Annotated in this window: 19 protein-coding genes; 14 read left to right on the top strand and 5 right to left on the bottom strand. The window is 67.4% G+C overall.

Annotated features, from left to right (window positions below):
• Window positions 1–414 precede the first annotated feature (414 nt).
• From AU197_RS05815 to AU197_RS05805, 3 genes are all read left to right on the top strand, one after another.
• On the top strand, window positions 415–3228 hold the full coding sequence (locus AU197_RS05815; RefSeq protein ID WP_064401584.1) for a LuxR family transcriptional regulator: 2814 nt from the start codon (window positions 415–417) through the stop codon (window positions 3226–3228).
• Window positions 3229–3255: 27 nt separating this feature from the next.
• Window positions 3256–3555 (top strand): hypothetical protein, encoded by a 300-nt coding sequence (locus tag AU197_RS05810; RefSeq protein ID WP_156434317.1) that lies wholly within the window; start codon window positions 3256–3258, stop codon window positions 3553–3555.
• 304 nt (window positions 3556–3859) lie between these two features.
• Complete coding sequence (locus AU197_RS05805; protein ID WP_064401682.1) at window positions 3860–4318, top strand: hypothetical protein; 459 nt, start codon at window positions 3860–3862, stop codon at window positions 4316–4318.
• A gap of 27 nt (window positions 4319–4345) precedes the next feature.
• On the opposite strand, the gene AU197_RS05800 is transcribed toward AU197_RS05805, so the two are convergent.
• From AU197_RS05800 to AU197_RS05790, 3 genes are all read right to left on the bottom strand, one after another.
• The gene (locus AU197_RS05800) at window positions 4346–5392 is read right to left on the bottom strand and encodes an NAD(P)-dependent alcohol dehydrogenase (RefSeq protein ID WP_064401582.1); all 1047 of its coding nucleotides are present in this window, start codon (window positions 5390–5392) and stop codon (window positions 4346–4348) included.
• Between the two features lie 151 nt (window positions 5393–5543).
• Window positions 5544–5819 carry a YciI family protein gene (locus tag AU197_RS05795; protein ID WP_064401581.1) on the bottom strand — a complete coding sequence of 92 codons (276 nt, stop codon included), beginning with the start codon at window positions 5817–5819 and terminating at the stop codon, window positions 5544–5546.
• 10 nt (window positions 5820–5829) lie between these two features.
• Window positions 5830–6942 carry an iron-siderophore ABC transporter substrate-binding protein gene (locus AU197_RS05790; protein WP_064401580.1) on the bottom strand — a complete coding sequence of 371 codons (1113 nt, stop codon included), beginning with the start codon at window positions 6940–6942 and terminating at the stop codon, window positions 5830–5832.
• 158 nt (window positions 6943–7100) lie between these two features.
• Between AU197_RS05790 and ctaD the strand changes: the two genes are divergently transcribed.
• Window positions 7101–8846: an aa3-type cytochrome oxidase subunit I gene (gene ctaD / locus AU197_RS05785; protein ID WP_064401681.1), complete on the top strand. Its 1746-nt coding sequence runs from the start codon at window positions 7101–7103 to the stop codon at window positions 8844–8846.
• A 10-nt stretch (window positions 8847–8856) separates the two neighbouring features.
• A complete protein-coding gene (gene serB / locus AU197_RS05780; RefSeq protein ID WP_064401579.1) occupies window positions 8857–10098 on the top strand; it encodes a phosphoserine phosphatase SerB in 1242 nt (413 codons plus the stop codon).
• A gap of 120 nt (window positions 10099–10218) precedes the next feature.
• Here serB and yczR read toward each other — a convergent pair whose 3' ends face one another.
• Window positions 10219–11661: a MocR-like transcription factor YczR gene (gene yczR / locus AU197_RS05775; RefSeq protein ID WP_064401578.1), complete on the bottom strand. Its 1443-nt coding sequence runs from the start codon at window positions 11659–11661 to the stop codon at window positions 10219–10221.
• 64 nt (window positions 11662–11725) lie between these two features.
• Between yczR and AU197_RS26440 the strand changes: the two genes are divergently transcribed.
• The 7 genes from AU197_RS26440 (at window position 11726) to AU197_RS05745 (ending at window position 17333) form a co-directional block, all read left to right on the top strand.
• Window positions 11726–11881 (top strand): hypothetical protein, encoded by a 156-nt coding sequence (locus tag AU197_RS26440; protein ID WP_197415468.1) that lies wholly within the window; start codon window positions 11726–11728, stop codon window positions 11879–11881.
• Between the two features lie 138 nt (window positions 11882–12019).
• Window positions 12020–12895, top strand: coding sequence for an ABC transporter ATP-binding protein (locus AU197_RS05770; protein WP_502687859.1), 876 nt, complete (start codon window positions 12020–12022; stop codon window positions 12893–12895).
• Window positions 12892–13749: an NUDIX hydrolase gene (locus AU197_RS05765; RefSeq protein WP_064401576.1), complete on the top strand. Its 858-nt coding sequence runs from the start codon at window positions 12892–12894 to the stop codon at window positions 13747–13749. Before AU197_RS05770 ends, AU197_RS05765 begins: the two co-directional genes overlap by 4 nt.
• A complete protein-coding gene (locus AU197_RS05760) occupies window positions 13746–14393 on the top strand; it encodes an enoyl-CoA hydratase (RefSeq protein ID WP_064401575.1) in 648 nt (215 codons plus the stop codon). The genes AU197_RS05765 and AU197_RS05760 overlap by 4 nt, the downstream gene beginning before the upstream one ends.
• An 11-nt stretch (window positions 14394–14404) precedes the next feature.
• Window positions 14405–15409, top strand: coding sequence for a class I SAM-dependent methyltransferase (locus AU197_RS05755; protein ID WP_064401574.1), 1005 nt, complete (start codon window positions 14405–14407; stop codon window positions 15407–15409).
• Window positions 15406–16575, top strand: a complete 1170-nt coding sequence (locus AU197_RS05750) for a class I SAM-dependent methyltransferase (protein ID WP_502687857.1) — start codon at window positions 15406–15408, stop codon at window positions 16573–16575. The genes AU197_RS05755 and AU197_RS05750 overlap by 4 nt, the downstream gene beginning before the upstream one ends.
• A 65-nt stretch (window positions 16576–16640) precedes the next feature.
• Window positions 16641–17333 carry an esterase gene (locus AU197_RS05745; RefSeq protein ID WP_064401573.1) on the top strand — a complete coding sequence of 231 codons (693 nt, stop codon included), beginning with the start codon at window positions 16641–16643 and terminating at the stop codon, window positions 17331–17333.
• A 23-nt stretch (window positions 17334–17356) separates the two neighbouring features.
• Here the strand turns inward: AU197_RS05745 and AU197_RS05740 are convergent, their stop codons facing one another.
• Complete coding sequence (locus AU197_RS05740; protein ID WP_064401572.1) at window positions 17357–18661, bottom strand: outer membrane protein assembly factor BamB family protein; 1305 nt, start codon at window positions 18659–18661, stop codon at window positions 17357–17359.
• Window positions 18662–18741: 80 nt separating this feature from the next.
• On the opposite strand from AU197_RS05740, the gene AU197_RS05735 reads away from it, so the two are divergent.
• Together AU197_RS05735 and AU197_RS05730 are read left to right on the top strand one after the other, a co-directional pair.
• A complete protein-coding gene (locus tag AU197_RS05735; RefSeq protein ID WP_064349682.1) occupies window positions 18742–19479 on the top strand; it encodes an acyltransferase in 738 nt (245 codons plus the stop codon).
• A gap of 253 nt (window positions 19480–19732) precedes the next feature.
• Window positions 19733–19962: IniB N-terminal domain-containing protein (locus tag AU197_RS05730; protein WP_197415467.1), on the top strand; the 230-nt coding region annotated here is incomplete at its 3' end.

Below are 19962 nucleotides of genomic sequence, written 5' to 3'. Positions count from 1 at the left end.
TCGCCGAGCTAACTATGGTGACCGGTGGCGCATCTCTGAACTGACGCACTCGGCCGTTCGGTTCGACGACGGAATCCACCGATCACCACCGCCTGTTTCTCGCCCTGCCCGCGTCGCGATATCAACTCGGTGTCGGGAGCTTCCAGGCGCCGCCGCACTGGAGGTCAATTGAACCGAGAGACTATCCGCTGCAGCGTCATTCGCGCGCCGGGCACGTCATGCGGGTAACGCCCAGCCGGTACACACGAGACGATCACGCCGCCACCCGATGACTCGAGGCAACGATGGCTTCGGGTATCTGTTCTGGCCCACCGGCGCTCACGCGGATCTACCGAGAAACAGCGAACCTCGCTCCGATCTGGCTTATCGTTGGCTTCACAACGGATCAGCGATGGGGACGGGGGAAGCGCGCCGATGTTGGTGGGCGGTCCGAGCCAGTCTGACGTGGAATTCAGCGGGGCGCACTCGGTAACACGCCTTGCCGAGCAGTCCGCCGTGACAGCGTTCCTGGACAGTGCTGCCGCCACGGCGACAGGGCTGATCGTCGACGGCGAACCGGGCATCGGCAAGACAACGCTGTACCGCGACGCCGTCAGCGCGGCTTCGGCTCGCGGGTTCAAAGTTCTTACAGCTCAAGGTGATCCGGGTGAGGTGACATTTTCCTTCGCTGCCCTTGCAGATCTCCTCGGCGGCGTCGATCCCGAAGCGTTCGAGTGTCTGTCCTCGATACAGCGAGCGGCGGTGAACAGTCTTGTTCTCCACGATCACGCGCCCGCCGCCACCGACGAACGCGGGGCCGCGGCGGCGTTTCAGTCAGTGGTGCAGTGGTTATCGGCCCACACACCGGTGCTGATCGCGATCGACGACGGCCAGTGGCTCGACACACCGAGCGCCACGGCCATCCGTTATGTGGCGCGGCGGGTGCAGGGGCCGGTCGGCATCCTCGTCACCACGCGTACCGGCGAGCCGGGATCGCTTGAAGCACAGCTACGCCTGCAGATGGCTCATCCCGACGCGCTGCGCCGCGTCCACATGACGCCACTGACCATGGGTGGGCTTCACGCGCTGATCGCCAAACGCCACGGGAAAGTCCTGCCACGACCACAGATGCGGAGAATCCAGGAGATCTCGGGCGGTAACCCGTTTTACGCGCTGGAACTGGTCCGGGCCGTCGAAGACGGTCGCGGAATCGATGGGACGCTTCCAGAAACGCTGGCCGCCATCGTCGCGGCCCGGCTGGAAGGACTCGAACAGGAGGCGGCCCCCCTCCTGCTCGCCGCCGCCTGTGCGACGAAACCGACCATTGCGACGGTCTCCCAAGCGACTGGAGTCGACGAAGAGCGCGTTGTGGAATTACTGGAACGCGGGGAGGCCGCACACGTTGTCTCTGTCGTCGGAACGGCCATCGAGTTCTCGCATGCCCTGCTGTCGGCCGGTGTTTACGATGCGGCGCAACCCGCCGACCGCCGAGCGATGCACCGTCGGCTGGCTGAGCTCGTCGAGACGCCGGAACTCAAGGCGCGTCATCTCGCGCTGGCGGCTACCAGCGCCGACCCGGCAACCCTGGCGGCCCTCGACGCCGCCGCATTCGCAGCCCGCGAACAGGGGGCGCCCACCGCCGCCGCCGAACTCGTCGAACTTGCGATCGCGCTCGGTGGTGACGAACCCGTGCGGCGGATTCTCGCCGCGCGATACCACTTCGATGCCGGGGCCATTGCGGCCGCGCGCCAGCACCTCAAGGGGCTCTCTGAAGAACTCCCGCCAGGCGCGATCCGCGGTGCGGTGGTGATCCTCCAAGGCGCCATCGACGGATACGACGGCTCGTTCACCGCCGCCGTCGAGGGTCTGACCCGAGGCTTGGACGACGCTGTCGACAGCCCGCACCTGCGGCTGCAGGCGCTGATGACACTTGCGCCCGCCACCGGTATCACGGGCGACTTCGAACAGGCGCTCGCGTACGCGCGGGAAGCCGTCGACGTCGCCGACCAGATCCCCGACACCGCTTTCCAGAGCCAAGCGCGCGCATTGGCGGCCATGCTGCACTTCCAGTACGGGCGTGGCATTGAAGAACACACGCTCGCCGAGGCCCTCCGCCTCCAAGGCAGCACACCGTTTGGCCACGTCCACCATCGAGCCGACGCGGTCAAGGCCGTGATCGACGCCGGTACCGGCGATCTGCAGCAGGCCCAACAGGTGATGCAGGCCCTCAGGGGGCAGGCCGCCGACCGGGGCAACGAAATCGACGCGATCTGGGTCGACACTCACGCGACGATGATCAACATCTGGTCAGGCCGATACGACGATGCCGCCGCGATCGCCGAGGAGGCCACCCGACGAGCCGAAGAGATCGACGGCCACCACCCCCGGTTGTTCGCGGCGAGCTGCCGTGCCGCAGTCGCCGCCTACACCGGACGTGAGCAAGAAGCCCGCGAGGCGGCTCAGCTGGCGGTCGGCATAGCGCGCGCAACCGGCGGACAGTATCTGGCCCGATCGCCCATCACCAGCCTGGGATTCCTCGAAATCTCGCTGGGGAACTACACCGCAGCGGCCGATGCCTACGAGCCTCTGCTGCGCACGTTCGACCCCGCCCACGACACAGAAATCATCAGCGGCGGATACCTCCCCGATGCCATCGAAGCCTTGGCCGCCCTGGGCAGACTCGACGAGGCCCAGCCGCTGATCGATGCCCTCGAAACGAACGGAAACCGGCGACAGCGGCCGTGGATGCTGGCCGTCGGCGCGCGTGGACGGTGTCTGTGGCTTGCCGCGCGCGGCGACCTGTCGTCCGCCGAGGCGGTGGCCCTCACGGCGCTCGACCACCACCGCGAACTGCCGATGCCCTTCGAGACCGCCCGCACGCAACTGGTGTTGGGCCAGGTGCTGCGGCGACGACGCCACAGAAAGCCGGCCGAGGTACACCTCGTGGCCGCCCAGCATGCCTTCGAACAGCTCGGCGCACCGCTGTGGGTGCGTCGCGCCCGTGCCGAGCGCAACCATCTGAACCGCAATGCAACTCCGGGGCTGGGCCTCACGCCGGCCGAGGAACGCGTCGCGCGCCGTGCTGCAGATGGACTGTCCAACCGCGAAATCGCCGCAGAACTCTTCATATCGGCCAAGACGGTCGAGATGAACCTGAGCAACGTCTACCGAAAGCTCGGAATCCGCTCACGCTCCCAACTGCACACTCATCTGCCGGACCCCGATACCAGGGAAATCCCCGGTACCTAGATCGCCGGCAGTCAATATCCTCCGGTGGTGACCACCCGTCTCGACCGGCGACGCTGCTTCCTCACCGAGTGGTACCAACCGCGGCTCAAGACCTCCGACCTCGATTACCTCACCAGCGCGCTCGAGCACAGCGCGCGCGGGATCGCCGCCGAGGGCGAGCCCGTAGAGCTGATCATCACGGTGGCCGCGGCCGGCGATGAGATTCTCTACGGCGTCTTCAGTTCCGACACCGCCGAAACCGTCGCGCACACCTGCCGCCAAGCCGGTCTGCCGGCCGATCGCATCAGCGCCGTCCACGCCCGCCTCCCCGCGGCCCGCGAACCGTAGGAACAGCGGCCTTGCGCCCGGGCCGTCACCTCAAAGCCCAGGGAATTCCCTATATTCCCGGCACCCGGCCGGCACATAGCGTCAACTTTGCTCCGTGAGCCGCGGAGGGGACGGCTCACGGAGCTCGACTCGTTTCCCGGGTCGAGCTGCGTGGTCACCCGCCCGTCGTGACCGAAAAACCAGGACTGGAACCGCTGAACCTGCACCGACCGGCCGGATTCGCACGAAACCGGCCTGTCATGATCGGCCCCGTGAGACGATTCCGGGCTGAAGGTGATGGTGTAGCGCGATGGTGGAGACGGGCATGATTCGGCGGGCAGTGACGGCTCTTGGTGCCTCCGTTCTCGGTGCAGTGGTTTTGGCGCCGCCGGCTGCTGCCGACGCGGGGCAGCAGCTGGTGCTTCTGCAGTCCGGGACGGTCCGCTGCCTGGTGAGTGCCGACGACGTGAAGCGCGGCGGTGGACCGATTGTGGTATGTCAGCGTGTCGACGGCCAACCATGGGGCCAGGCTCCGTGGGAGACGTCGAAATTCAACAACCGGCTCAACCTCGCGGTTGTGCGTGGCACCGGTGAAATGTACTGGGAGCGGGGCGTCGTCCCCGCCGAGAACGAGATCCCCGGCGGAGACGTCGCCGTGGACGCCGGACAGACATATCGCGTCGACGGGTGGACCATTCAAGACGAGGACCTGCGGACCCGAATCACGTATGACGCCACCGGTCACGGACTTTTCATCAACGCCGAGGACGTTCGTCAGTTCTGATCGGCCGCATGACGTCTGACGAGCGGATCACGCACGCAGTGACTGCGTATCGATCACGAAGCGGTACCGCACATCGCTGGCCACCACCCGCTCGTAAGCCTCGTTGATGTAATCCGGTGTGATGACCTCGATCTCGGGGCGTACGGCGTGCTCGGCGCAGAAGTCGAGCATCTCCTGCGTCTCGGCGATGCCGCCGATCAGCGAGCCCGCGAGGCGGCGCCGACCGGAGACCAGCGCACCGGCGGGTACGGACATGGGCTGCTCCGGCATCCCCAATTCCACCATCGTGCCGTCGAGTGCGAGCAGCCCGAGATAGCGGCCCAGGTTGAGGTTGGCAGACACCGTGTTCAGGATCAGGTCAAACGATCCGCGCAGTGTGGTGAACGTCTCGGGGTCGGAGGTCGCGTAGTACTCGTCGGCGCCGAGACGCAGCCCGTCCTCCATCTTCTTCAGCGACTGGCTCAGCACCGTCACATGGGCACCCATCGCGTGCGCGAGCTTGACGCCCATGTGGCCCAGCCCACCCAGTCCGATGACCGCCACCCGGGTCCCGGGGCCCGCATTCCAATGGCGCAGAGGCGAATACACCGTGATACCCGCGCACAGCAGCGGCGCCGCGGCGTCCAGCGGAAGGCTGTCGGGAATGCGCAGCACATAGTTCTCGTCCACCACGATGGCGCCGCTGTAGCCGCCCTGTGTCGGCTCCCCGTCACGACCGATCGCGTTGTACGTGCCGACCATCCCCTTGACGCAGTACTGTTCCTCGCCCGCGCGGCACTGCGCGCATTCGCGGCAGGAATCGACGAAGCAGCCGACGCCGACGCGGTCGCCGACCGTGAAGCCCGTCACCTCCGAACCGACCTCGGTGACGATGCCGGCGATCTCGTGGCCGGGAACCACCGGATAGTTCGCGCGGCCCCACTCGTCACGGACGGTGTGGATGTCGGAGTGGCAGATGCCGGCGAAGTGGATGTCGAACGCTACGTCGTGCGGCCCGACCTCGCGGCGGGTGATGGTGGTCTTGACCAGTGGTTCGGACGCCGACGGTGCGGCATATGCGGCAACAGTGCTCATTACGACCTTCTTCTTTTCGTTCCCATATCGACTATGGACATCGACTATCGACGCCGTCGCTGACAGCGATCGGCCCGCAACGACCAACGGGGTGGCCTGCCCCGATGATTCCTGGCCAAGCTGTGAGTTTTCTCCCAGAGATCTGCGGGGGCTAGAGACCGGCGGCGCGGAACGCCCCGTTGAATGACAACCGTTCGTAGCGCGCGACGCCGGCCGCCGTGTAGGGATCCCGGTCGACGATGTCCTGGGCCTGCTCGGCATCCATGTCGCCGGTGATCAAAACGGCGCCCGACTCGTCCTCCAGGCGGCCGGCCAACACGATTCGGCCTGCGCCGACCTCGTCCTTGAGCCATTCCAGGTGAGCGGGGCGGGTCTGGTTGACGACCTCGGGCGGTTGCAGGTAGGTCGATTTCAGGACGTGGAACACGACGGCAACGCTAGTTGATCGGGGCGTTGAGCCATTGCAGGTCGGCGAGTATGCCGCGCGCGGCCACGATGTTGTCTCCGGTCTGCCACACCTCGTTGTTGACCGCGAAGACCCGGTTGTCCCGCGTGGCGCCCAGCTTCTTCCACGCGTCGCTCTCGAGCACCGCTGGGGCGCGGTCGCGCGCGGCCGGCGAGTCGAAGGACACGTAGACGATGTCGCCGTCGGCGACCGACAGGTCGGGATTGTTCGCGAGGTCGGTGTCGGAGACTCCCACCTCGATGTAGGGCTTATCGGTAAAGCGTTGTGTGACAGGGCGATCGACGCCGACGTCAGCCAGCACGCTGCCCGGGAAGGTGTCGACGCCGTAGACGCGCATCGTGGTGTCGGTGAACTGCACGACCGACGCCTGGAAGTGTGTGGCGTCGTTGTCGGCGCCCGTCTTGTCGGCCGCGCGGTGAAAATCCTCGACCAACCCGTTCGCGGCGTCTTGGCGGCCGGTCGCGTCACCCACGGTGCGCAGGTTGTCCTGCCAGGCCGCCCCGGGCGGGCCGGAGAACACCGTCGGCGCGATATCGGAGAGCGGCCCGAACGCTTCGGGGGTCAACGCCTGCGAACCGAGGATCAGGTCGGGTTTTGCGGCGCGGATGCCGTCGAGGTCCGGTTCGCTACGGGTGCCGACGCCGGGCACGTCGTGGATCACCTGGCCCAGGTATGACGGCTGGTTGTCCGAGCCGTCGGGCAGTGCGGCGGCCACGATCCGCGACTGCAGCCCCAACGCGCACAGAGCATCGAGCTGATCGCCGGAGAGCACCACGATGCGCTGCGGGTCCGCCCGGACCAGGGTCTCGCCCGCGGCGTGGCGCACCATCCGCTCCGGTGGCCCGGGATCCGCCGCTGCGGGTTCGGCCGGACACGATTCGTCGGGGCGTCGCTGATTGCCCAACACCCCGGCGCCCGCGATCTTGGTCGTACTGGTGACGATCGTCTGCGAGGCGATGTCGGAGGCCTCCCCGCCGGGGGAGCCGCAACCGCTCACCACGGCCATGGCGACGGCGGTTGCGAGCGCGCCCAGGCCCACCGTCCTGGCGGCCACGAGGCCCCTGCGCCGTCCGCCGGTCAACACGTCGCCGACGGTAACATCCGGCCAGCTCCCGGGCCGAAAGCCGAGTGCCCGCCAATTACGACACCTTGTAGGACCCCCGAGCAGCCGCGATCGGACGGCGGCTAGGATTCATCGAGACAACCGCGGGGATGTCCCGACCTGGATGTATGGAGGACCTGTTGGTAGCCGAAGCGCCCCCTATCGGAGAACTCGAGGTACGGCGTCCTTTCCCGGAGCGACTCGGCCCCAAGGGCAACCTGATCTACAAGCTCATCACCACCACCGATCACAAGATGATCGGCATCATGTACTGCGTCGCCTGCTTCATCTTCTTCTTCATCGGCGGGCTGATGGCGCTGTTCATGCGGACCGAGCTGGCGATGCCGGGACTGCAGTTCCTGTCCAACGAGCAGTTCAACCAGCTGTTCACCATGCACGGCACCGTGATGCTGCTGTTCTACGCGACCCCGATCGTCTTCGGGTTCGCCAACCTGGTGCTGCCGTTGCAGATCGGCGCCCCCGACGTCGCGTTCCCCCGGCTGAACGCCCTGTCGTTCTGGCTGTTCGTGTTCGGCGCCCTGATCGCGATCAGTGGCTTCATCACCCCCGGTGGTGCGGCCGACTTCGGCTGGACGGCGTACGCGCCGCTGAGCAACGCGATCCACTCACCGGGCGCCGGCGGTGACCTGTGGATCCTGGGTCTGGCGATCTCGGGTCTGGGCACCATCCTCGGCGGGGTCAACATGATCACCACCGTGGTGTGCATGCGCGCACCCGGTATGACGATGTTCCGGATGCCGATCTTCACCTGGAACATCCTGGTGACGTCGATCCTGGTGCTGCTGGCCTTCCCGCTGCTGACCGCCGCGCTGTTCGGCCTGGCCGCCGACCGGCACCTCGGCGCACACATCTATGACCCGGCCAACGGCGGTGTGCTGCTGTATCAGCACCTGTTCTGGTACTTCGGCCATCCCGAGGTGTACATCATCGCGCTGCCGTTCTTCGGCATCGTCAGCGAGATCTTCCCGGTGTTCAGCCGCAAGCCGATCTTCGGCTACACCACGCTGATCTACGCGACCATCGCGATCGCCGCGCTCTCGATCGCGGTGTGGGCGCACCACATGTACGCCACCGGTGCCGTGCTGTTGCCGTTCTTCTCGTTCATGACGTTCCTGATCGCGGTGCCGACGGGGATCAAGTTCTTCAACTGGATAGGCACGATGTGGAAGGGCCAGTTGACGTTCGAGTCGCCGATGCTGTTCTCCATCGGGTTCCTGCTGACGTTCCTGCTGGGCGGCCTGTCCGGCGTGCTGCTGGCCAGCCCGCCGCTGGACTTCCACGTCACCGACAGCTACTTCGTCATCGCGCACTTCCACTACGTGCTGTTCGGCACGATCGTGTTCGCGACCTATGCCGGGATCTACTTCTGGTTCCCGAAGATGACGGGCCGCTTACTCGACGAACGGTTGGGCAAGCTGCACTTCTGGCTGACGTTCATCGGCTTCCACGTCACGTTCCTGGTGCAGCACTGGGTGGGCGACGAGGGTATGCCGCGCCGCTACGCCGACTACCTGCCGACCGATGGGTTCACCACGCTCAACGTCGTGTCGACCATCGGCGCGTTCATCCTGGGTATCTCGATGCTGCCGTTCGTGTGGAACATCTTCAAGAGCTGGCGCTACGGCGAGCCGGTCACGGTCGACGATCCGTGGGGTTACGGCAACTCGCTGGAGTGGGCGACGTCGTGCCCGCCGCCGCGGCACAACTTCACCGAGCTGCCCCGAATCCGTTCGGAGCGACCGGCATTCGAGTTGCACTACCCGCACATGGTGGAGCGGATGCGCGCGGAGGCTCACGTCGGACGCGCCCACGGGCCCGCGGACGGCGATGTGACACGGCTGGACGACGCGAACGTCCGTACCTGACGATCGCGGCATGACCGGCAAATCACGCGAACGCGTGTCGCTGCTGATCACGGTCACCGGCCGCGACCAACCCGGCATCACCTCGGCGTTGTTCGAGGTGCTGTCGCGTCACCAGGTCGAGCTGCTCAACGTCGAACAGGTCGTGATCCGCGGCCGGCTGACGCTGGGCGTGCTGGTCGCCGGATCGGCGGAGGCCGCCGGCAGCGTTGAGCTTCGTGACGCCGTCACGGCGGCGATCCGCGAGGTGGGTCTGGACGTCACGATCGAACGCAGCGACGGCGAGCCCGTCATGCGGCAACCGTCGACGCACACGATCGTCGTCCTCGGCCGTCCGATCACCGCTGAGGAGTTCGGTGTGGTGGCCCGCGAACTCGCGCGGCTCGGGGTCAACATCGACACGATCGGCGGCATATCGGATTACCCGGTCACGGGATTGGAGCTGCGGGTCTCGGTGCCGTCGCGCACGGTCTACGAGGAATTGCAGCAGGCGCTGGCGCGCGTGGCGGTCGCCCAGGAGATCGACGTCGCGCTCGAGGACTACAGCCTGACGCGACGGGCCAAGCGCCTCATCGTGTTCGACGTGGACTCGACGCTGATCCAGGGCGAGGTGATCGAAATGCTGGCCGCCAAGGTGGGCGCCGAGGCCGCGGTCGCCGAGGTCACCGAGGCCGCCATGCGCGGCGAACTCGACTTCGCTGAATCCCTGCACCGGCGCGTGGCGACACTCGCGGGTCTGCCCGCGTCGGTGCTCGATGACGTCGCCGAGCAGATCGAGCTGACGCCCGGTGCCCGCACCACGCTGCGCACGCTTCGGCGGCTGGGATATCACTGCGGCATTGTGTCGGGCGGCTTCCGCCAGGTCATCGAACCGCTCGCACATGAGCTGATGATGGATTTCGTCGCCGCGAACGAACTCGAGATCGTGGACGGCAAATTGACCGGCCGGGTGATCGGCCCGGTCATCGATCGGCCCGGAAAGGCCAAGGCGCTCAGGGATTTCGCGCAGCAGGCCGGTGTGCCGATGGAGCAGACGGTGGCCGTCGGCGACGGCGCCAACGACATTGACATGCTCGCTGCGGCGGGTCTGGGTGTGGCCTTCAACGCCAAGCCGGCGCTGCGGGAGGTCGCCGACGCGTCGCTGAGCCAGCCTTACCTGGACACCGTGCTGTTCATTCTGGGCGTCACGCGCGGCGAGATCGAGGCCGCCGACGCCGTCGACGGTGTGGTGCGGCGGGTCGAGATTCCCGACTGAGTGCGGCCCCTCGTCTGGTGCGAGCGACCGCATTTGTACGCCCGCCCGCGGCGTGTCGAGGGGCAGACGCGGTCGTTCGCGGCGGGTGTTGGCCGACGTGGGGCAGCGGCTCCCGGCCGACTAGACCACGACGGTGGTTGGCTCCGGCGCCGACAGCCCGGTGACGTTGCGCCACGCCCGCGCCAGCAGTTCCACCGCCTCGCTCAACTGTTCCTCGGGCAGCGCGTACGGCACGCGCACGAACCGCTCGAGGGTGCCGTCCACCCCGAACCGTGGGCCCGCGGGTATGTCGAGACCCAGCCGGGAGGCCGCGGCCGACAGCGCGGTACTCATCGGGGCGGGCAGCCGCACCCACAACGACATACCGCCGGCGCCGGGGCCCGGTTCCCAGTCGGGCAGGTGCTGACTCAGCAGCGATTGCAGATATGCGCGACGGCTGCGCAAGATCTCGCGCCGCTCCGGCAACAGTTGCTCGTGTCGCGCGAGAAGTCTTGCGGCGGCGTACTGTTCGAGCACCGCCGTACCCATGTCGACCGACGGCCGCAGCGCGGCGATGGTGGCGATGGTGGCGCGTTCCGCCCGGATCCAGCCGACCCGCAACCCGCCCCAGAACGACTTCGACATCGAGCCGACCGTCAGCACCAGATCGCGTCGTGACGTCATCTCGCCCGCCGCCGGGCCGGGCGCGGGCTCGTCCAGCCACATGTCGAGGATCGTCTCGTCGATGACCGTGCGGGTGCGGGTCTCGGTGATGATGCGCGCCAGCCATTTCCGGTCCGCGGCCGACATCGTCATACCGGTCGGGTTCTGATTGTCGGGTATCAGATACGCCAGCGTCGGTGACATCTGATGCAGCGCGTTCTGGAGTGCGTCGAAATCCCAGCCGTTTTCGGTCAGCGCGACCGGAACGGGGCGCGCACCTGCGGTCGTGAGGCAGGACAGCGCACCGTGATACGTCGGTTGTTCGACGAGTACGCGGTCACCTGGCTGGACATATGTGGTCAGGATCAGTCCGATGGCGTGCAACGCCCCGGTGGTCACCATGATCTCGTCAGGCTCGGTCAGAAGCCCACGCTCGCAGTATCTTTCGGCGATCGCCGCTCGCAGTGCCGGTACGCCGACGAGTTCGTGACCGGGAGCGTGCAGATACGGCGTGACGTCACGGGTGGCCTCTGTGAAGGCCTCCATCACCGCGGCGGCGGGAGCCGACAACGCTGCCGCGGCCAGACTCACCGATGGTGCGGCGGGCTCCACGCGCGCGGCAGGGGCGACGGGTAGCGCAGTGGTGCTACGGGTACCGCGGCGCGCGACGAGATACCCGTCCTCCTGCAGCTGTGTGTATGCGGCAGTGACCGTGGTGCGTGACACCCGCAACTTGTCGGCGAGTGCGCGTTCACTGGGCACGCGCGCCCCGACGGGGACACGTCCGTCGATGATCAGAAGACGCAGGGCGTCGGCCAGACCCTGGTACGCGGGTCCACTTCTACTGGACGTCCGCCAGTTGCCCAACTCGCGAGCCAAAAGGTCCACATCGAGAGTTCGGGCGGGCATTTCGAGCGTCATTAGAGGCCAGTATGGTCTAACTGGCTATTGAAGAGCAAGCCAGTTGTTACGGAGCATGGCCTGCATGAGCTTGAACTGGATACCTCGCTTGAGCCGCCGCCTCGCCTCGACCCTGGCGTGGCAGCCGCCGGTCGCGCGCGCCGATTACGACGACCGCGACGCCGAACGCATGGCCCGGGAACTCGAACTCATCAAGGTGCGCTTCCCCCACCATGCGTAGGGGGGTCGTCCGCGGCTTCGTTCTCCTGGTCGGGTTGACCGCCGAGGCTTGCCGCAGGCGCGCGACAACTTCCGTCGCCGAGGCTCGCCGCAGGCGCGCGGGCGATTTGGGCGTGAAATCGATCGCTGGGCGAGCGAAATCACGCACAAGTCGCCTGTCTACGATGGGCGAGTGCCCACCACCGAAGGAGATGCAGCCGACCCCGACGTGCTGATCGACTTCGCGAAGGTGTCGTTGCGGCGCGGGGGACAGACCCTGATCGGACCCATCACGTGGGCGGTCGAACTCGACGAGCGTTGGGTGGTCATCGGCCCCAACGGTGCGGGCAAGACCTCGCTGCTGCGCATCGCGGCCGCTCTGGAGTACCCGTCGTCGGGGACGGCGTACGTGCTCGGTGAACGACTCGGCCGAACGGACATGTCCGAACTGCGCTCGCGGGTCGGGTTGAGCAGTTCGGCGTTGTCGCAGCGGGTGCCCGACAGCGAGGTGGTGCGCGATCTGGTGGTCTCGGCCGGATACGCGGTGCTGGGCCGGTGGCGCGAGGCCTACGACGACGTCGACTACGAGCAGGCGATCGACATGCTCGAGAGCGTCGGCGCCGAACATCTGGCCCTGCGCACATACGGCACGCTGTCCGAAGGCGAACGCAAACGGGTGCTGATCGCACGGTCGATGATGACCGATCCCGAACTGCTGTTGCTCGACGAGCCGGCCGCCGGACTGGACCTCGGTGGACGCGAGGAACTTCTGGCCCGGCTCGAGGATCTGGCCGCCGACCCGGATGCCCCGGCGATGGTGTTGGTGACCCATCACGTCGAAGAGATTCCGCGCGGTTTCTCGCACGGGCTGATCCTGTCCGAGGGCAAGGTGGTCGACTCCGGGCTGCTGCCCGATGTGCTGACCGCCGAGAACCTCTCCAAAGCTTTCGGCCAGTCGATCACGCTCGAGGTCGTGGACGGGCGCTATTTCGCCCGACGTGCCAGGAGTCGGGCCGCGCACAGGAGACGAGCATGACCGAAGAACCAGCCGAACAGCCACTCACGCCGCGGCCCGCCTCGACCGTGATGTTGGTTCGCGACAAGCGGGACGGGCTCGCGGGAGGACTTGAAGTTTTTCTGATGCGGCGGCACTCCGCGATGGATTTCGTCGCCGGCGTGATGGTCTTTCCCGGCGGCGGGGTCGACGATCGCGACCGTGACGCCGACATCGACTGGTTCGGTCCCGAACCCGACTGGTGGGCAAAGCGTTTGACTGTGGAGCCGAGCCTCGCACAGGCGCTGGTGTGCGCAGCGGCGCGAGAGACCTTCGAGGAGTCCGGGGTGTTGTTCGCCGGCGCGGCGGACGACCCGGATGTCCTGGTTGACGACGCTTCGGTCTACCACGAGGCGCGCGCGGCGCTGGTCAACCGGTCGCTGTCATTCGCCGACTTCCTGCACCGCGAGAAGTTGGTGCTTCGCGCCGATCTGCTTCGGCCGTGGGCTAATTGGGTGACGCCGAAGGAAGAACGCACCCGCCGCTACGACACCTACTTCTTCGTCGGCGCCCTGCCTGAGGGGCAACGCGCCGACGGCGACAACACCGAGACCGACGCGGCCGATTGGATCACCCCGCAGCAAGCGCTCGACGATTTCGCCGCCGGCCGGACGTTCCTGCTGCCACCGACATGGACCCAGTTGGACTCACTGGCCGGCCGCACCGTCGCCGAGGTACTTGCGGTGGAACGTCAGATCGTCTCCGTCACACCGCATCTGGCTGCGAACAAGGACACCGGTAACTGGGAGATCGAGTTCTTCGACAGCGACCGCTACAACGCCGCCCGCAACCGCCGCAGCCCCGAGGGCTACGGATCCGACGCGCGCCGGGTATGAGCGAGTTCGTCTCGATCCACACCAGCGATGAGCGAGCTGGCATCGCCACGCTGCTGCTCTCACGGCCGCCGACCAACGCCCTGACCCGCCAGGTCTACCGCGAGCTGGCCTCCGCTGCGCGACGCATCGGGGAACGTGACGACATCCACTCTGTGATCGTGTACGGCGGCCACGAGATCTTCTCGGCCGGAGACGACGTCCCCGAACTACGCACGCTCAATGCCGATGAAGCCGACACGGCGGCGAAGGTTTGCCGCGAGGCCGTCGACGCCGTGGCGGCCATCCCCAAACCCACGGTCGCCGCGATCACCGGCTACGCGTTGGGTGGGGGGCTCACACTGGCGTTGGCGGCCGACTGGCGGGTCAGCGGCGACAACGTCAAGTTCGGTGTGACGGAGATCCTCGCCGGGCTCGTGCCCGCGGGCGGAACGGCGAGACTGGCCCGCACCGTCGGCGTGAGCAGGGCCAAGGAGCTGGTCTTCAGCGGCCGGTTCATCGACGCCAAGGAGGCGCATGCGTTGGGCCTCGTCGACCAGATGGTGGCGCCCGACGGTGTCTACGACGCGGCGCTGGCCTGGGCGCAACGGTTCGTCGAGCACCCGCCCCAGGTACTGGCTGCGGCCAAGGCGACGTTTGACCTTTAGGCTGCCCTGTTATGGACCTGAAGGAACCCGGCGCCCTGCCAGATGTCGCCGGCGAGCCGGCTCCGAATCCGCACGCCACCGCCGAAGAGGTGGAAGCCGCCCGCCACGACTCCAAACTGGCCCAGGTGCTGTACCACGACTGGGAAGCCGAGAGCTACGACGAGAAGTGGTCGATCTCCTACGACAAGCGCTGCGTGGACTACGCCCGTGACCTGTTCGACGCCACGGTTCCGTTCGCCGAGCAGCGCAAGCTGCCCTACGACCGGGCGTTGGAGCTCGGGTGCGGCAGCGGGTTCTTCCTGCTCAACCTGATCCAGGCGGGTGTGGCACGGCGCGGTTCGGTGACCGACCTGTCGCCGGGCATGGTCAAGGTCGCCACCCGAAACGGTGAGAACCTGGGCCTCGAGATCGACGGGCGGGTGGCCGACGCGGAAGGCATCCCGTACGACGACGACACCTTCGATCTCGTGGTCGGCCATGCCGTGTTGCACCACATCCCCGACGTCGAACTGTCGCTGCGCGAAGTGGTGCGGGTGCTCAAGCCCGGCGGCCGGTTCATCTTCGCCGGCGAGCCGACGAACGCGGGGGAGAACTACGCCCGCCCGTTGTCGACGCTGACCTGGCGCGCGGTGACCAATGTGACGAAGCTGCCGGGGCTCTCGGGTTGGCGTCGCCCCCAGGCCGAACTCGACGAGTCCTCACGCGCGGCCGCGTTGGAGGCGGTCGTGGACCTGCACACCTTCTCTCCGGCGGATCTGGAGCGCATGGCGAGCAACGCCGGCGCCGTCGAGGTCTCGACCGCCACCACCGAGTTCACCGCCGCGATGCTGGGCTGGCCGCTGCGTACCTTCGAGGCCGCCGTTCCGCCCGGCCGATTGGGTTGGGGCTACGCGAAGTTCGCGTTCCACAGTTGGATCGCGTTGAGCTGGATCGATGCCAACCTCTGGAGCCGTGTGGTGCCGAAGTCCTGGTACTACAACGTCATGATCACAGGGGTCAAGCCCGCCGCGACGTGACGGTGGCGTTCGACGTCGACGACGTCGACTATCTGCGCAGCGCGCCCGGCCTCGACGCTCTGCGGGAAATCGCCATGCTGCAGCTGTCCGCCGACACGTTGGTCGCCGACATCGCCTCGGCGCGTGCCCGTTTCGGTGCTCGTGCCGCCGTTCTGGTCGAGACCGTCAGGCTGCGTCGTAAGGCGGCGGCCAAACTCTCGAATCCGGACGGCTGGCTGTTCACCGACGAAGCCCTGCAGCAGGCCACCAGCCAACCCGTCGCCCGGCACCGCGCCCGCCGGCTCGGCGGGGCCCGAGTGCACGACGCGACGTGTTCGATCGGCGCGGAGTTGGCGGCGCTCCGCGAAACGACAGAGCTCCTGATCGGCAGCGATATCGACCCGGTTCGGATCGCGATGGCGCATAACAACGTCGACGGTGTGGACCTCTGCCGCGCCGATGCGCTGCGGCCCATCACGAGTGGCACGGTCGTGGTGCTCGACCCGGCGCGACGCAGCGCCGGGCGCCGGCGTTTCGACCCGCGGGGCTACGCGCCCCCGCTCGACGAGCTGCTGGATGTCTATCGCCGGCGCGACACGGTCGTGAAGTGCGCTCCCGGAATCGATTTCGACGCCGTGCAGCGGCTGGGCTTCGACGGGGAGGTCGAGGTGACGTCGCTGGCGGGAAGTGTGCGTGAAGCGTGCCTGTGGTCGGTCGGGCTCACAGAGGGCGGCGTCCGACGCCGAGCCTCGTTGCTGGACACCGGCGAACAGATCACCGACGCCGAACCCGACGACTGTGCGGTGGCGCCCGCCGGGCGATGGATCGTCGACCCCGACGGGGCGGTCGTGCGCGCGGGGCTGGTTCGGCACTACGCCGCACGGCACGGGCTGTGGCAACTCGACGCCGCCATCGCCTACCTGTCCGGGGACCGGCTCCCGCCCGGTGTACGCGGTTTCGAGGTTCTCGACGAGGTGGCCTTCAGCGAACGGCGGCTGCGACAGGCGCTCGCGGCCCGCCACGTCGGCGCGGTCGAGATCCTCGTGCGCGGCGTCGACGTGCACCCCGACGCACTGCGTCCCCGGCTTCGCCTGCGCGGCTCACAGCAAGCCTCGGTGGTGATCACCCGCATCGGGGCCGGAGCCGCAAGCCGGGCAACGGCATACATTTGTCGTCCGTCGCGCTGACGGCCCACGTATCCTTGCGGCACGCGCCGGTATCCAGACCGGCGCCGGTTGCGAGGACGTCGACGATGCGCATTTCCAGGTGGACCGCTCTGTTCGCGGTGGCCGCCGCCATGGGCGCCCTCGCCAGTCCTGCGGCCGCCGCCCAGCCGGGGTGCGCCGACCTGCAGGGCACGGTGGGGCCGGATCAGATATGCCGGGTGCACGTCGAAAAGCCGAACTACACCCTCGATTTGAGTTTCCCCGACGACTATCCCGACCAGGCGCCGCTGGTGGCCTACCTGACGCAGGCGCGCGACGGATTCGTCAACGTCGCCGAGAACCCGGATGCGGGCAGGCTGCCGTATGAACTCGACGCCGAAGGGACCGGCTACCGATCGGGACCACCGACCACGGGCACCCGCAGCGTGGTGTTCACCGTCTGGCAGAACGTCGGCGGGTTGCGTCCGCAGACCTTCTACCAGTCGTTCAACTGGAACCTCGCCACGAATGCGCCGATCACCTTCGACACCTTGTTCAAACCGGGCACCGAACCGATGGACGTGATCTACCCGCAGATCGATCGGTACCTGCAGAAGCAGGGCATGATCGCCCCGGTTCCCCAAGGTGAAGGTACCGATCCGGCGAACTACCAGAACTTTGCGCTGACCGACGATTCGCTGATCTTCTTCTTCAGCCAGGGCGGTCTGTTCCCCGAATCGGTGGGCCCGGTTCAGGCGACGGTGCCCCGCGCCGCGGTGGCGCCGATGCTCGCGCTGTAAGAGTCGGTCCGCGCCGAACGGCACTACGCCGGTGCGAAGCCGTACACCATGCCGTCGCTGGTGGCGGTGACCACGCGGCGGTCTTTCCCGATCGAGACGCCCACCGGCCACCCCGTCGCCCTGGGCAGCGGATAGCTGTTGAGGGTGCGCCCGTCGGCGGGATCGAAGACCAGCAACGCCTGTCCGGCGTCCTCCCCATCGCCGTCGCGCACGACGGTGTAGGCGACGTCGGCTCCCGATCGACTCGACGTCGACAGCGGCGTGACGTCGTCACGGGTCCACTGCACCTCGCCGCGATCGCCCTCGTCTCTGATGCCGATCAACTTCGCCCCGGGCCCGCCGCCGGTGACGATCAGCCCGTCGGGCGACACGGACGGTGGGGTCTGGGCGAGGTAGTCGAGCGGCACCGACCACTTGGCCTTGCCGTCGCCGGCGTCGAGCGCCCACAATCGGTCGTCGCGGCCGTTGACGAAGACGGTCGATCCGTCGGCCGAAAACACCGGGCTGGCAAGGGGTCCGCCGCCGACCGCGTCGCTGGTCCATTCGCGGGTCAGAAGCGGCGACTGCCCGGGCCGGTAGCGCAGGCCGACGAGGACGGGCCCGTCAGCACCCGGCTCCCACAGCGAGAGGACGACGGTCCCGGTCGCCGAGGCGAACGCCGGTGCGGCGGCGACCGGGCAGCGGGGGCGGGCCGGCCGGCAGTCGGCGAGTCCGCGTTCGGAGTCCTTCGGGTCGACACCGGCGACCAGGTCCAGCGGGCTGCCTTCCACGGTGCCGCGATGGGCGTCGAAAACCAGCACCTGACCCAGGTGCGTCACGACCAGCAGGTGGCCGGGCTTCAGGATCCGTGCGGTGGTCGGCATCCCGATGACCGGTTGACGCCAACGGATCCACTGCGTCGGCGGGAACGACAGCATCGCGCCGGGCTGTCCGACGTAGAGGTTGTCGAAGCCATCGAACAGAGGGCTGGACGCGCCGCCGCCCTGCACGAGGCGGGTGCACCACCGCTGTCGCGCCCTGTTGTCGGCCTCCCACACCATCAGCGAGCAACCGGCCGGAGTCTGCGCGTTGACCCCCAGATAGCTGCCGGAGCCGAGTGCCACCGCGGCGGCCAGGTCGCCCTTGACCGACCGCGTCCATTCCAGGCGCAGCGCGTCGGCGCCCGCCACCGGTTGGTAGCTGCTGTTGGCGGCGTCACCGTATTGGGCGGCCCAGCCGTCAGCGGCCTTGGCGTCGACCCAGGAGGTGGTGTCCTGGCAGCCCGCCAGTGTGGCCGCGATCAGCGCTGTCAGTACTGAGGTAGCCAGCACGGTCAATCGCCGGAACACTCGATCCTTCCCGTTCCTCGTCATCGGTCCACGTGAGGGTAACCGTTCGGCACTGGAACGCTCGCGTAGGCTTTCCGGCCATGACGACCATGTGGGGCGCGCCGCTGCACAAGCGCTGGCGAGGGTCGCGACTGCGGGACCCGAGGCAGGCCAAGTTCCTGACCCTGGCCTCGCTGAAGTGGGTGCTGGCCAACCGCGCCTACACCCCGTGGTACCTGGTGCGGTACTGGAGATTGCTGAAGTTCAAGCTGCGCAATCCGCACATCATCACGCGCGGGATGGTCTTCCTCGGTAAGGGCGTCGAAATCGAGGCGACGCCGGAGTTGTCCACAATGGAGATCGGCCGCTGGGTGCACATCGGCGACAAGAACACCATCCGCTGCCACGAGGGTTCGCTGCGGTTCGGCGACAAGGTGGTGCTGGGCCGCGACAACGTCATCAACACCTACCTCGACATCGAGCTGGGTGACTCGGTGCTGATGGCCGACTGGTGCTACATCTGCGATTTCGACCATCGCATGGACGACATCAACGTGCCGATCAAAGACCAGGGGATCGTCAAGGGTCCGGTGCGGATCGGACCCGACACCTGGGTCGGCGTCAAGGTCACGGTGTTGCGTAACACCACGATCGGGCGTGGTTGCGTGCTCGGATCGCATGCGGTCGTGCGCGGCGACGTGCCCGACTTCTCGATCGCGGTCGGCGCGCCCGCCAAGGTGGTCAAGAACCGTCAACTCGCCTGGGAGACATCGGCGGCGCAGCGCGCGGAACTTGCCGCGGCCCTCGCCGACATCGAACGCAAAAAGGCCTCCCGCTAGCCCTCTCTCGTTCCCTTGCTGCGCGAGCGTGCGTGTCTGCACACGACGCGCCGCCGAATGTCCGCAGTTGCCGCACGCTCGACGCTGTCCGGCGACCACAAACTGCCCCTAACCCCCTAATGGGGGCCCCGGTCGACCCTGTATCCGTGTGCGGTAGGGAGGGGGCTTCGACCCGTTTTCGCGGTGTCTGCCGATCCATAACGTTCGCATCAGTTCGCCGAAGGTCGGCGAGGCATTCGAAAGGACAACTGAGATGAACGTGATCGACTGGATTCTGAACCTGTTCCGCGACGAGGTCTCGGCGCAGGCCTTCGTCGACGATCCGCAACGCGCCATGTGCGGTGCCGGCGTGCAGAACGCGTCGGCGGCCCAGTTGCAGCACGCGGCCGCCGCGGTGGCGCCGGCTGCGGTGGTGCACGGTGGTGGGAATCCGGTGGTGGGTTTGCAGCAGGCGGTGGCCCAGACGCACGGGATTGCGTTCAC

It is taken from the genome of Mycobacterium sp. IS-1590, assembly GCF_001500025.1.
GTDB lineage: Bacteria > Actinomycetota > Actinomycetes > Mycobacteriales > Mycobacteriaceae > Mycobacterium.
This window is presented reverse-complemented; position numbering and strand designations above follow the sequence as displayed.